Here is a 12706-nt window from a genome sequence, read left to right on the forward strand (position 1 = left end):
ACTCATCGGTTCTCCAAAACCGCGGGCAGGCCATGAGCGGCGAAGCGGTCGCCGTACCCCAGGTAGGTGACGATGTCGCCGATCCGCCCGCCGCGCAGCTCCAGCACCAGCAGCGCGAACGGCCTGAGCGCCCCGCCCGCGTCCGGCCGGTACTGGCCGAGCGTCCAGCACCCGCCGGCCACCCCGCCCGGGACGAGCCGGTCCCCGGCGCAGGCGTCGGCCGCGACCGACAGCACCGCCGCGATGCTCGCCGGCCCGTCCAGCCACCACGGGAACGGCGGCATCCCCGACCGGGCGTCGTCGGCCAGCACGGCCACCAGCCCGCGCACGTCGTGCGTCTCGAAGGCCCGCACGTAGCGGCGCAGCAGGTCGCGCTGGGCCGGGTCGGCCGGCTCCGGCGGGTCGGCCTGGCGCGGCCTGTGCTGCTCCAGCGTCGCCCGCGCGCGCTGCAACGCGCTGTTGGCCGCCGCCACCGACGTCTCCATGACCTCGGCCGCCTCCGCCGCGCTGAACCCGAGGACGTCCCGCAGCACCAGCACGGCCCGCTGACGCGGCGGCAGCCACTGCAGGGCGGCCACGAAGGCCAGGCGCAGCGTCTCGTGCCGCAGCGCGAGGTGCGCGGGATCGTCCGCGCCCGCCGGTCCGAGGCCCGCCGGAGGCTCCACCCACCGGCCGGGCGGCAGCGGAGCGCCGAGGTCGCCGCCGGTCGCGGCCGGCCCCATGTCCCACGGCAGCGCCCGCCGCTCGGCGCCGCGCAGCATGTCGAGGCAGACGTTCGTGGCGATCCTGTGCACCCACGTGGACAGGGCGGCCCGGCCGGGGTCGTAGCCGCCGATCGCGCGGAAGGCCCGCAGCATGGTCTCCTGCACGGCGTCGTCGACCTCGCCGGACGCGCCGAGCAGGCGGTAGCAGTAGCCGGTCAGCGGGCCGCGCAGCGACTCCAGCCGAGCCACCAGGGATTCGGTCTCGTCCTGTACGGTCACCCTCCCATCATGGCAAGGGCTCAGGACGGGCGGGGCGCGCGCAGGTGCCGGCGCCGGGCCAGCTCCTCCTCCTCGACCAGGACGAGCATCGGCCGGTCCGGCTCGCACAGCATGGTGACGGTGAAGCGGACCGGGACGTCGTCACGGGCGTTGCCGTCCTGGTAGTGGATGACGTCGCCGCCCGGCTCCCAGAACGCCTCGCCGGCCCGGAGGACGCGCTCCGGATCCCCCTCCAGCTCGAACCGCATCTCGCCCTCGATGACGTAGCCGAAGGCGGGGCCGGAGTGGCGGTGCGGCGGCGTGCCGGGGGAGCCGGGCGGGTGCTCGACGACGACCGTCATCGCGTGCGCTCCCGCCGGGATGAACGGCGGCTGCACCTCCTGCACCACCGTGAGCGCCTTCTGCCACGCGGCGGGCTCGCGGGCGAGCCAGTCGCGGTAGCCGAGCCGGCCGAGGCGTGCGCCGCCGCCCGGCACCAGCGTCCGCTCGCCCGGCACGCTGCCGAAGTAGCGGGCCCGCTCGTCGGTGACGACCTGGCGCCGGTCGCCCCAGGCGGTCAGCGCCTCGCGGAAGAACTCGTCCATCCGGTACTGGTCCGGCCCGCCCACCTCGACCCGGCCGTTCAGCGGCGCGTCCACGGCGGCGCGGGCGACCGCGTCGGCCACGTCGTCGGCCGCGATCGGCTGGAAGCGCACCGGCGCGACGTGCACCTCGCCGTCCACGGTCGCCTCGTCGGCGATGGCCCGCGCGAACTCGAAGAACTGCGTCGCGTGCACCAGCGAGTACGGGATGCCCGACTTCTCGATCAGCCGCTCCTGGGCGATCTTCGCCGCGAAGTAGCCGTTGTCCGGCATCCGCTCGGTGCCCACCACCGACAGCGCGATGTGGTGACCCACGCCCGCCGCCGCCTCGGCCGCGAGCAGGTTGCGGGTGGAGGTCTCGAAGAACTCCATGACCTCCGCCCGCTCGAACGACGGCGAGTTGGAGACGTCCACCACCACCTGAGCGCTGGACAGCGCCTGCTCCAGCCCTTCGCCGGTCAGGGCGTTGACGCCGGTTCTCGGCGACGCGGCCACCGCCTCGTGCCCCTCCCGGGTGAGCCTTTCCACCACCTTCGAGCCGATCAGGCCGGTGCCGCCGATGACCACGATCTTCATGGGTACGCTCCTGTCCGTGCCCACGCGGAGGGCACTGGCCGGTCTCATACCCGCTGAGCTGCGGGAACGTCAGTCCGTGTCGTGGTAGACCGTGGGGCCGACCGCGTTGAACGCCGCCTTGGAGGCGTCCTTGAGCCAGGGGCGCACCTTGGTGGAGTTCGCGCGGTTGGTGTAGATGGCCATGGTGTGCAGCAGATAGCGGTGGGTGTAGCCGACCCAGCCCCACGTCTGGGCGTTGTTCCAGTAGGTGGTGTGGCAGAGGCCGGAGCCTGGGCCCTTCTTGGGGCACACGATGCCCCAGTCGTCGGCGTAGGCGTCCTCCAGCCGACCGTACGCGGTGGCGGCCCGCTCGTCGCTCTTCAGCGGCACCACCCACACGGACACCATGATCCGCTTGTTCGCCGGCGCGCCCGGGTTGACGTACGCCCCCTTGATCATCTTGGTGCACTTCGCCTTGCGCAGCGCGGAGCGGACGTTGCTGTCGGGGTAGGCGTCCGGGCACTTGGACACGCCGCCCGCCCGGAGGGTGTAGCGCACGCCCTTGGCGGTCCTGAAGGACTGCGGCAGCAGCGCCGACGGAGTGAGGGGCGTCGGGTCGGTGCTCTGGAGGTCGAGGTCGGCGAGACGGAACGGCTCCTCGGTGGGCTCTCGGGTGGCTTCCTGGGTGGGCGCCTCCGTGGACGGAGGGCTGGGGGAGGGCGGAGGGCTGGAGGGGAAGGTGGGCGGCTCCGCGAGCACGGGCGGGCTGCCGGAGGACGTCACGTCCACGCCCGCCGCGTCCCCCGGACCCTCCAGCGTCACGAGCAGGGACCTTCCCGCCAGCAGGACGACCAGGACGAGCGCCAGCCCGATGACCGCCGCGCCCGCGCCGATCGCGATCATCTTCGGCATGGTGACGACGAACCCGGGACGCCCCTGCGCCGGCGGCGGGAAAGGACCGGGCGGGGGTGGGGGTGGGGGCGGCGGGAGAAGAGGGGGCACGGCCGGGGCCGACCCCGCCGCCTCCCGTAACGCCGCCGCCCACTGCTCCGGCCCCGGCCGCAGCGCGGGATCCTCCTGGAGCCCCGCCGCGGCGAGATCGGCCAGCGCCGGGCTGACCGCCGCCAGCCGGCCGGGATCGGCGGAGGTCTGGTCGCGGGCGAACATCCGCACCACCAGCAGCGCGAGCTTGTACGCGTCGCCGCCCGGCGTGCCCTTCTCCTCGCCCTCGGGGAGCCGCCAGTCGGGCGTCTCCACCTGCGGCATCGCCTCGGCGCCGGCCAGCCGCATCGCGTCGCAGTCGATGAGGAAGCACTCCGGCGGCGCGTCGGCGGAGAACAGCAGGTTCTTGGGCGACAGGTCGCCGACGACGATGTCCATCGCGTGCAGGCGGGCCAGCGTGCCGGCCAGGTCGGCCATGAGCAGCAGGCGGTCCCGGTCGCTGATCCTGAGGCCGATGCCGGCGACGTACGCGTCGTCGTTGAGCAGGAACTCCAGCGTCGCCGGCCGCCGCTCGGCGCCCGACAGGGTCCGCAGGTCGAAGAAGTACCGCTGGGGCACCGCCCGCATGAGGAACCCGCTGACCGCGCCGCCGGTCTCCACGAGCTCGGCGGGCCAGGCCGTCTTGTCGCACAGCCAGGCGGCGTCCCATCCCGGCAGCCGGCCGATGAGGTCGGTCATGGCGGCGAGCGCGGCGGTGTCGAGGCTCGCCAGGACGCCGGGGTCGTACTCCTTGTAGGCGACGTCCCATTGGCCGTTGATGCGGCGGTTGAGCACCTCGTGCACGGTGCCCTGGCCGCCCTGGCCGAGGCGGCGGCCGAGGGTGAGCGTGTCGCGGTCGGTCCGGCTCATCGTGGGGCCTCGCTTCGCGGCCAGAGTGCCAGCAGCGTCCGGTCGTCGTCGAACGTCTCCCGGGAGAAGTCCAGCAGGTGGGCCAGCCACAGCGGGGGCGGCGGCACGGCCAGGTGCTCGGCGAACAGCGCGCCCACCTGCCCGTCGCCGTCGCCGAGCGGGTCGCCGAACCCGTCGGTGCCGACCAGCAGCACCTGGCCGGGCGCGAGCCGGCCCGACCAGCGCTCCAGCGGCTCGGGCACCCGGGGCAGAGCGGCCACCGACGTGGGGACCAGGTCCCCGTCCGCCTTGGCCGGGAACAGGGGCCGGTAACGGGCGCGGGCCGGGTCGAGCGTCCAGGCGGCCGAGTCGCCGATCCGGAACAGGGAGACCTCCGCGCCGTGCCCGCCGGGCCGGGCCACGCCCGCCACGAGGGTGGTGGCGACCAGCTCCTCGGCCTGCTCGGGGCCGGGTTCGCGGCGCAGGAGCGCGGCGGCCTGCCGGTGCAGCGTCTCGGCGGCGTGCCTGGCGACGCCGTGGAAGTCGGGCGAGAAGCCGGTGCCGCCCTCGTCGAGCTGCGCGTGCAGCGCCCAGACCGCCGCCCGGCAGGCCTCGGCCGCGCCGATCGTCGCGGCGCTCGCGCTGGACAGCCCGTCGGCCACGGCGAACACCACGACGCCGCTCTCCTCGTGCAGCACGGCGCAGGTCGCGTCCTGCCGGGGCTGGCGGTAGTAGCGGTGCCGCTCGCCGCGTACGGAGGCCGACCTGAGCGTCAGGCCGGGGGCGGACCAGCCGTCGCACTCGGCGTCGGGGCAGGTGCCGCCCGACAGGCGAGGGGGCGTCGGCTCGAAGCGCGGGCCGGGCACGTCGATGACGACGCGGTTCCAGGGCCGCGTCCCCTCGGCCTGCCGCTGTGGGCGGTGCACGTACCGGACCTCCCTGACTCGTGCCGTGACCCGAGCTGCCGTCAGACCTCGTCGATCGCCAGCCGGAACTGCTCTGGCCGGGTCACCACGAGCTGCGGCTCGCCGCCGGCCAGGGCCCGCCCGGAGGCGACCAGGCTCGCCGTCAGCGCGTGGAAGAACTCCGCGATCGCCGTGCCGATGTCGGCGCTGGGCAGCGCGACGAAGGCGAACTCCCTGCGGGTGGCCACCTGCAGCATCGTGTCGGCGCGCGCCGAGCCGACGCCGCAGGCGATGATGTTGGGCGCGAACGGCGTGGCCTCGCGGTCGACGAGCCTGCGGTGCGGCTCCTGCCAGTGCCGGCCGTCGGTGGGCTGGCCGTCGCTCAGGAAGAACGCCACCGGGCGGTGCACCTTGTATCCCTCGTTCTTGAGCCACTGGATGTCGTGCGGGATGCGCCGCGCGAGGTCGGCGAAGGCCGCGCCGTAGTTGGTCGCCCCGCGTACGGCGAGCACGGGCAGCCGCTCGACCGTCCGCATGTCGCTGAGGCCCTGGCGCAGTTGGACGTCGTCGGAGAAGCCGAGGATGGCCAGCCGCACCTTCGCCGCGATCATCGGCTCCGCGCGCAGCCCGTTGCACAGGGACGCGAGCCCCGCCGACAGGGCCTGGTGGTGCGGCCCCATGGAGGCGGACTCGTCGGCCACCACATAGGCGGGCAGTAACACGCCCCTCGTCTCGGCCACCCGGCCTTCACCGCCCTCCACACATTTCTGTCAACCGCGACACTAGCGCCCGAACCATGAAGATCAAAGATCCGGAGGGCGACACTCGCGTCCAGGAGGGGCGCTTGGCGGGCGGGTGGGTCAGTGGGGCGGGCCGGCGGTGATGGTGGCGCGGGCGTCGGCGACGCCGCCACGCCACCAGCCCATCGCCTCCACCCACCACGTCATGCCCGCCTCGGCGTACGCCTCCACGAGCCCGTCCGCGGCCCGGCCCTCCAGCGCGATGTCGAACCCGTCCAGCGAGCCCCGCTGCTCGCCCAGGAAGTCCACCACGCGGGCGAACTCCGCGGCCGGCACCGGCCCCCGTTCCTGCCCGTAGTCGCGGAAGGTCGGCATCGCCCCGTCCCACCGGACCGCCCGCCGGAACCCGGCCCGCACCGGCCACCGGCCCGGGCACCAGACGGGGATCCGCGGCCGCTGCACCGGAGCCGGCGGCAGCTCCGCCCAGAGCCGGGTCAGGTCCGCCAGGCCCTCGTCCAGCCGGGCGGCGCGCACCTTCAAATCGGGGTCCTCGCCGAACTCCGCGTACTCGGCGTCCATCGAGCCGAGGCCGGCGCCGACGACCAGCCGCCCGCCGGACAGCAGGTCCAGCGTCGCGGTCTCCTTCGCCACCGTCTGCACCCGCCGCCGGGGCAGGGCCGTCATCAGCACGCCGATCCGGACCCGCCGGGTGCGCGCGGCGATCGCCGACAGCACCACCGTCGGGTTCACGACCGGCCAGTCCCGATCGTGGTAGAGCAGGTGGTCCCACAGGAACACCCCGTCCCAGCCGTGCTCCTCGGCCGCCACGCCCAGCTCCGTCAGCACCTGAGGGTCGCCGAACTCGCCGACGTTCGGCAGTCCGACCGCGTATTTCACCATGCGCCCCAGGCTATGCGGGTGACCCTCCGGGCGCGGAGCCGTCGTCCAGGTCGAGCACCGCCTCGGCCACCGTGGCGAACAGCGCCAGCCGGCCGCGCAGCCCCGGCCTGGTGAGCGCGCGCAGCGTGCCGCCCCGCGCGCCGGCCACCGCCATCCGCCCGCCCCGCTCGCGCACCGCGTCCGCCAGGCTCACCAGCATCTCGTAGCCGTGGTCGTCGAGGTCCTCCAGCCGGCTCGCCTCCAGGATCAGCCGGGGGCCGGCGCCGGGCAGGAGCTTCAGCTGCCGCTCGATCCCCGCCGCCGTGGCCGCGTCGAGGCGCTCGCTCAGCACGACCGCCGCCCAGCTCCGGCCGTAGTCCGGAACTCCCTCGTGCGCGGCCACGGTCGGGCTCCTCCGTCTCCTCGCGGTCGCGCTTCCCCTTCCCCGTTTTCCGGTCAATGGTCGTCCGGCGTGGCGACGGTGTAACGACGCAGCTCCGGCGCCGCCCGGACGACCACGGCCACGGTCAGCGCCGTGAGCAGCCCGCCTGCGACGATCGCGGTACGCGGGCCGAGCGCCGAGGCGGCCGCGCCGTGCAGCAGGTTCGCCAGCTGCGGGCCGCCGAACAGGACGACGGTGAGCGATCCCTGGATCCGGCCGCGCACCGCGTCGCGGGCGTGCGCCTGCGTGATCGCGTTGCGGAAGGTGCTCAGCACGAAGTTGACCGCGCCGCCGGCGACGAGCGCCGCCAGCGCGAGCCACAGCCACGGGGCCGCTCCGAGCGCCACGACGGTGAGAGCCCACGCCGCCGCGGCGGCCGCCATGAGAGCGCCGTGGCGTCGGGCCCGGGTGAACGTGCCCGACAGCAGGCCGGCCGCGAGGACCCCGGCCGGATAGGCGGCGTAGAGCAGCCCCAGCTCCGGGCCGCCGCCCGCCCGCCCGCCGAAGGTGTGCTGGGCCAGCTCGGGGAACAGCGCCGTCGGCATGCCGAGCACCATCGCCGCGAGGTCCACCGCGAGCACCGCCACCAGCAGCCGGCTGCCCGCCAGGTAGCGGAGCCCGGCGAGCACGAGCCCGCCCGCCGCCCGCCGCCCGCCGGCCCCGTGACCGGCCGACCCGACCCCGTGACCGGCCGACCCGGCCCCGTTACCGGCCGACCCGGCCCCGTTACCGGCCGACCCGGCCCCGTTACCGGCCGACCCGGCCCCGTTACCGGCCGAGCCGGTAGGGGCAGCAGGGTCGGCAGGGGGCGCCGGGTCGGCAGGGGTAGCAGGGGGCGCCGGGGCGGCAGGCTCGGCCGGGTCGGTAGGGCCGGCCGGGTCGGGGTTGGGAGGCAGTGGCGGCAGCCGGAGCACGGCCCACACCACGGACAGCAGCGCGACGGCGTCCAGCAGGTACAACGTCGCCACCCCGGTCACCGGAACGAGCACACCGGCCAGCACCGGCCCCAGGATCGACCCGGCGTAGCGGGTCAGGGACGTCAGGCTGCTCGCCGCCGCCAGAAACTCGGCCGGCACGAGCCTGGGCACCACCGCGCCCATCGTGGTCATGATCGCGCCGAGGCTCAGCCCCTGGCAGGCGACCAGCGCCAGCAGGAGGGGAACGGAGCGCCCGCCGAGCGCGGCGTGCGCCCATAGGGCCGCGTACGTGAGCGCCAGGCCCACTTGCGCGCCCAGCAGCACCGTGCGCCGGTCCGCCACGTCGGCCAGGGCGCCGATCCAGAGCGCCGCCACGACCAGTGCGCCGAACGACACCGCCCCCGCCGCGCCCACGGCCGCCGACGTGCCGGCGACGGCGAAGAGCTGCGCCGGCACCGCCACCACGCTGAAGGAGCCACCCACCGCGCAGACCACCGAGGCGGCCCACAGCCGCCGATAGGCCACGACCGCAAGCGGCCGCCGATCAACCGTGTACGCACCAAGCGCCCGCACCCCGCCCGGCCTCCCGCCCGCATCCCCGCCCCGGCCTTCCGCCCGCGCTCCCGTCCGCCCGCCGGCCCGCGCTCCCGCCCGACCTCCCGTCCGATCGCCCGCCCGCGCTCCCGCCCGGCCGCCCGCTCGCCCTCCGGCCGGGGCGTTCATGGGCCCGTCACCTGCCGTCGTGCTCATCGGCCGCCGCCTGCCGGGCCTCCAGGCCGACCACGTCGGCGACGACGCAGGCGATGTTGTCGGGAGCGCCGGCGGCGTAGGCCCGCGCGATGAGCTCGTCGAGCGCCTCCTCCGGCCCGCCCGGCCGGGTCAGCGCCTCGCGCAGCGACTGGTCGGGCACCACAGCGGACAGCCCGTCGGAGCACAGCAGGTAACGGTCGCCGGCCGCGGCCCCGCGCAGCGACAGCTCGGGCAGGGCGCCGCCCGCGCCGGTCAGCGCCCTCGCGAGCAGCGAGCGCTGCGGGTGCGAGGCCGCCTCCTCCACGGTCAGCCGGCCCTCGTCGACCAGAGCCTGGACGTAGGTGTGGTCATGGGTGATCCGGAACAGCTCGCCGTCCCGCACCAGGTACGCCCGGGTGTCGCCGATGTGCACCAGCGCCAGCCGGGACCCCGCCCACCACAGCGCCGTGAGGGTGGTGACCGCCTCTTCGCCCGTCTCCGCCGAGGCGGCGATCTCCCCGATGGCGCGCTCGGCCGCGCCGACCGCGTCCGAGAGCGCGCCGAGCAGGTCGCCGGCCGGCACGGCCAGGGTCTCCAGTGGTTTCAGCGCGTCGATGGCCGCCGCGCTCGCGAGGTCCCCGCCGGGGCCCCGCACCCCGTCGGCCACGGCCAGCAGCCGCGGGCCGGCGTAGGCGGCGTCCTCGTTGCTCGTACGCACCAGGCCCGATTCGGTACGGGCGGCGTAGCGGAGCCCGAGCAGGCTCGCCGTCTCGTCCACCGTGCTTCCCCTCCCCGACAGGTAGTCGACGAGGAAGGTGGCCAGTTCGCCGCGGGCGGCGGTGTCGGCCAGCACCTGCTCCCAGTAGCGGGCGATCTCGCCGGCCGCCGCGGGCGGGGGCAGGTCGCACACGCGCCGGATGCGTGCCAGCGGCATGCCCAGGCGGCGCAGCCAGGCGATCAGCCGGGCCCGTTCGAGCTGCGCCGGGTCGTAGAACCGGTATCCGGACTCGCCGTCCACCGCCGCCGGTCGCAGCAGCCCGAGCCGGTCGTACAGCCGCAGCGCCTTCGGCGACAGCCGGGCGGCGCGGGCGAAGGCCCCGATGGTCAGCAGCGGCACCGCTCCTCCTCGTCCCCGGCCGCCGTGGCCGGTGCCGACGATGCTGCCGTCTGTCCCAAGGGGAAGGTCAAGCGGGCCGGGTGGCGGGCTGGAAGGCGAAGGAGACGGCCTCCATGAGGGGCTTGTGCTTGGTCTTCTGGACGGCGGCGATGCGCCACTGGCCGCCGGCCTGGCGGACGAGGGTGTAGGTGGCGAGCTTGCCGAGCTTCTTCGGGGTGCCCTTGGCGACCTCGCCGCGGGTGACCACGACGGCGGTGTCGCCGTACTGACGGAAATCGACGATCTCGATGGTCAGGCGGGTGCCCTTGAGGAAGCTGTCGAACAGGGCCTGGTGGGCCCGGCCGATCTCGGCGCCGCCCTGGTAGACGGTGCCGGCGAAGGTGACGTCGGTGGCGTCGTCGGTGAAGCAGGCGCCGTAGGCCGCGCCGTCGCCGGCGTTCCAGGCGTCCTGGCTGCGCCGCAGCACGGCGGTGACGGCGGCGAGGTCGGGGGAAGTGGTGGTGCCGGTCATGGTGAGCCCCTATCGTAGTGCCTGCAGAGGAGAAGTTTCTTCTCTGAAGATTTATCTTCTCTGAGGAAGAGAATAGGGAGTGGAGGACCGGGTGTCAACGACAGGGGCACAGGCGGAGGCGAGCCGGCGCTACCGGCGCTATCTCAGCGCGGTGATGCTGCACGGCCAGGCCGGCGCCAAGGCGTGCGACCTCGGCGCCACCGACCTGTACGCGCTCAACGTCCTCGAACTGGCCGGCGCGATGACCCCGGGCGAGCTGGGCGCCCGCACCGGGCTGACCACCGGGCCGACCACGCGCCTCATCGACCGGCTGGAGCAGGCCGGCTACGTCCGCCGCGTCCCCGCCCCCGACGACCGCCGCAAGGTGATCGTCGAGCCGGCGGGCCGGCCCGCCGGGCTCGACCAGGTCCTGGCGCCCGCCCGGCGGAAGGTCGGCGAGATCCTGGCCGGCTACTCGCCGGAGCAGCTGGAGATCCTGTACGACTACTTCGACCGGGCCGCCGCCGCCTACCAGGAGGCCGCCGAGGTGCTGCGCTCCGGCTCCTGACCGGCGCGGGGATCAGGGAGTGACGCGGAACGTCGCGTCCTCCCGGTCCGTCGCGGTGCTGACCGGGTCGATGCGCAGCAGGTAGTCGAAGTGCCGCAGGTAGCGGTCGGGGTAGTTGGCCGAGCGGAACGACGACCAGGCCGAGTCCGCGAGCCCCGCGACCCGGTAGAAGGTGGCGTCGGAGCGGAAGGCGGCGGTGCCGTCGTTCGCGTCCAGCCGGATCACGTAGTCGTAGTGCCGCAGGTAGCGGCCGGGATAGTTGACCGACTCGAACGACACCCCGGCCGAGTCGGACAGGCCGGGCACCATCCGCCAGAGCTGGTCCTGGTACGGGTCGAAGGGGTAGGCGTCCAGCCGTCCCGCGTAGTCGTAGTGGCGGACGTAGCGGTCGGGGAAGTTCGACGACTTCAGCCGCGTCCAGCCCGGCAGTCCCCAGCGGGAGACGAGGGCGTTGTACTCGGTGGCGCTGATCCCGGCGATGGAGCCGTGCTTGGCGTTCAGCGGCGGGGTGTAGGCGCGCTGGTTCAGCGCGGTCCAGGAGTTGCCGCCGACGTTCGAGGTGGACCAGGCGTAGTAGTCGTTGTTGACCGGGCTGAAGGAGTCGCCCCACAGCCGCCAGCCGCTGCCGTCGTTGTTCTTGACGAGCAGCGGGGCCTCGATGGCATTGCCCTGGCGCAGGCCGCTCGTGTACGTGGTGTAGCTGTTGGCGGCCCCGGTGCTGGAGCGGGCGCCGTACAGCAGGCCGTTGGAGAGGTTCTTGTAGTACAGGTAGAAGGTCGAGCCGTCCACGACGATGTCGCCGTCCAGCACGGGGAAGCCGGGGCTGAAGTAGACCTGGTTGGCGGTGACGGTGCGGAAGTCGGTCGTGTAGTTGACCATGAAGACGTCGGTGCTGCCGTTGTTCGCCGAGTAGACGATGCCGTACTGGCCTCGGGAGGCGTCCCAGAAGGCGGTCGGGGCCCAGGTGTGGGTGTTCAGGTTGTGCATCCTGATCCGGCGGTAGCCGGTGAAGGAGGTCAGGTCGGTGGAGTCCCACACGTGCAGATACTGGTTGTTCTGCCCGAAGTCGGTGCCGTTGAGGTCGGTGGCGAGGACGACGAACGTGCCGTCCTGCTTGCGCAGGATGAACGGGTCGCGCAGGCCGAGGGTGCCGGCGGTCGGGGTGACCACGGGGTTGTTCTGATTGAGCGGGGTCCAGTTGAGCCCGTCCTGGCTGACGGCGAGGTGCAGGCCGTAATTGGCGCCGTTCATGTTCGGGGACTCGGTGAAGTAGGCGAAGACGTAGGCGGTGTTCGCGGCGGAGGCGGGGGAGACGCCGATGCCTAGCGCCGCGCATAAGGCGGCGAGCAGGATGAGTGCTCTTCTGCGGTACATAGCGGTACGGCCCTTCCTGTCGGGGAGTGGCGGATGTTAGCGCTAACACTGCTGGGCCGGGCTCGCGATAACAGCCGAGCGAAGGGGATTGTGCACGAGTGTCAACGCGAACATCACCGGCAGTCAAGGCCCTGGACGCCGTGGGGCCGGGGTCAGGCGGGTGCGGCGGCGCGCTCGTGCTGCTCGATGGCGTCGTCGGCACGGGCGCCCGACAGGATGGCCTCGTCGGCACGGGCGCCGGACAGGATGGCGTCGAGCAGCCCGGGGTAGCGGGCGTCCAGGTCGTCGCGCCGCAAGACCAGCAGGTTCTCCCGGCCGGAGGGCCGCTGCCAGATGACGCCGCTGTCGCGCAGCACCCGCCAGTGGTGGGTCATGGTCGACTTTGCGGTGATGCCCAGCCGGTGGAGGACGCTGGTGCAGTTGTGCTCGCCGCCGGCGTCGAGCACCCGCACGACCTCCAGGCGCACGGAGTTCCCCAGCGCCGACAGCACGTCTTCGATCCGGATCTGGTCGCGGTCGGGGTGGCGGAAGGTCATGGTCCCACTGTACTGCGATCGTCGAACGGTGTGGCATAGTACGACGGTACGTAAGTACTC

General features: G+C 74.0%; 12 protein-coding genes and 2 pseudogenes. 1 reads left to right on the plus strand and 13 read right to left on the minus strand.

Annotated features, from left to right (window positions below):
- Window positions 1–2: 2 nt before the first annotated feature.
- The 11 genes and pseudogenes from ABD292_RS05040 to ABD292_RS05085 all read right to left on the minus strand — a co-directional run bounded on the left by ABD292_RS05040 (window position 3) and on the right by ABD292_RS05085 (window position 10189).
- Window positions 3–983: an RNA polymerase subunit sigma-70 gene (locus ABD292_RS05040; protein WP_344205571.1), complete on the minus strand. Its 981-nt coding sequence runs from the start codon at window positions 981–983 to the stop codon at window positions 3–5.
- 20 nt (window positions 984–1003) lie between these two features.
- Window positions 1004–2140 (minus strand): cupin domain-containing protein, encoded by a 1137-nt coding sequence (locus ABD292_RS05045; protein ID WP_344205573.1) that lies wholly within the window; start codon window positions 2138–2140, stop codon window positions 1004–1006.
- Between the two features lie 69 nt (window positions 2141–2209).
- Window positions 2210–3970, minus strand: a complete 1761-nt coding sequence (locus ABD292_RS05050) for a hypothetical protein (RefSeq protein WP_344205574.1) — start codon at window positions 3968–3970, stop codon at window positions 2210–2212.
- On the minus strand, window positions 3967–4875 hold the full coding sequence (locus tag ABD292_RS05055) for a protein phosphatase 2C domain-containing protein (RefSeq protein WP_344205575.1): 909 nt from the start codon (window positions 4873–4875) through the stop codon (window positions 3967–3969). The genes ABD292_RS05050 and ABD292_RS05055 overlap by 4 nt, the downstream gene beginning before the upstream one ends.
- 41 nt (window positions 4876–4916) lie before the next feature.
- Window positions 4917–5594, minus strand: coding sequence for a vWA domain-containing protein (locus ABD292_RS05060; RefSeq protein ID WP_344205576.1), 678 nt, complete (start codon window positions 5592–5594; stop codon window positions 4917–4919).
- A gap of 424 nt (window positions 5595–6018) precedes the next feature.
- Window positions 6019–6128 (minus strand): annotated as a pseudogene (locus tag ABD292_RS48885) (LLM class flavin-dependent oxidoreductase); the annotation flags it as partial.
- Window positions 6129–6131: 3 nt separating this feature from the next.
- Window positions 6132–6494 (minus strand): annotated as a pseudogene (locus tag ABD292_RS48890) (LLM class flavin-dependent oxidoreductase); the annotation flags it as partial.
- A 10-nt stretch (window positions 6495–6504) separates the two neighbouring features.
- Window positions 6505–6876 (minus strand): STAS domain-containing protein, encoded by a 372-nt coding sequence (locus ABD292_RS05070; RefSeq protein ID WP_344205580.1) that lies wholly within the window; start codon window positions 6874–6876, stop codon window positions 6505–6507.
- Window positions 6877–6929: 53 nt separating this feature from the next.
- Window positions 6930–8357, minus strand: coding sequence for an MFS transporter (locus ABD292_RS05075; RefSeq protein WP_344205581.1), 1428 nt, complete (start codon window positions 8355–8357; stop codon window positions 6930–6932).
- 205 nt (window positions 8358–8562) lie between these two features.
- Window positions 8563–9678 carry a MerR family transcriptional regulator gene (locus ABD292_RS05080; RefSeq protein ID WP_344205583.1) on the minus strand — a complete coding sequence of 372 codons (1116 nt, stop codon included), beginning with the start codon at window positions 9676–9678 and terminating at the stop codon, window positions 8563–8565.
- Between the two features lie 67 nt (window positions 9679–9745).
- Window positions 9746–10189, minus strand: coding sequence for a YybH family protein (locus tag ABD292_RS05085; protein ID WP_344205585.1), 444 nt, complete (start codon window positions 10187–10189; stop codon window positions 9746–9748).
- Between the two features lie 91 nt (window positions 10190–10280).
- On the opposite strand from ABD292_RS05085, the gene ABD292_RS05090 reads away from it, so the two are divergent.
- The gene (locus ABD292_RS05090; RefSeq protein ID WP_344205586.1) at window positions 10281–10736 is read left to right on the plus strand and encodes a MarR family winged helix-turn-helix transcriptional regulator; all 456 of its coding nucleotides are present in this window, start codon (window positions 10281–10283) and stop codon (window positions 10734–10736) included.
- Window positions 10737–10748: 12 nt separating this feature from the next.
- Here the strand turns inward: ABD292_RS05090 and ABD292_RS05095 are convergent, their stop codons facing one another.
- Window positions 10749–12110 carry a glycoside hydrolase family 43 protein gene (locus tag ABD292_RS05095; RefSeq protein ID WP_344205587.1) on the minus strand — a complete coding sequence of 454 codons (1362 nt, stop codon included), beginning with the start codon at window positions 12108–12110 and terminating at the stop codon, window positions 10749–10751.
- A gap of 152 nt (window positions 12111–12262) precedes the next feature.
- On the minus strand, window positions 12263–12646 hold the full coding sequence (locus ABD292_RS05100; RefSeq protein WP_344205588.1) for an ArsR/SmtB family transcription factor: 384 nt from the start codon (window positions 12644–12646) through the stop codon (window positions 12263–12265).
- Window positions 12647–12706 lie beyond the last annotated feature (60 nt).

Source organism: Nonomuraea bangladeshensis (assembly GCF_039529455.1).
Lineage (GTDB): Bacteria > Actinomycetota > Actinomycetes > Streptosporangiales > Streptosporangiaceae > Nonomuraea > Nonomuraea bangladeshensis.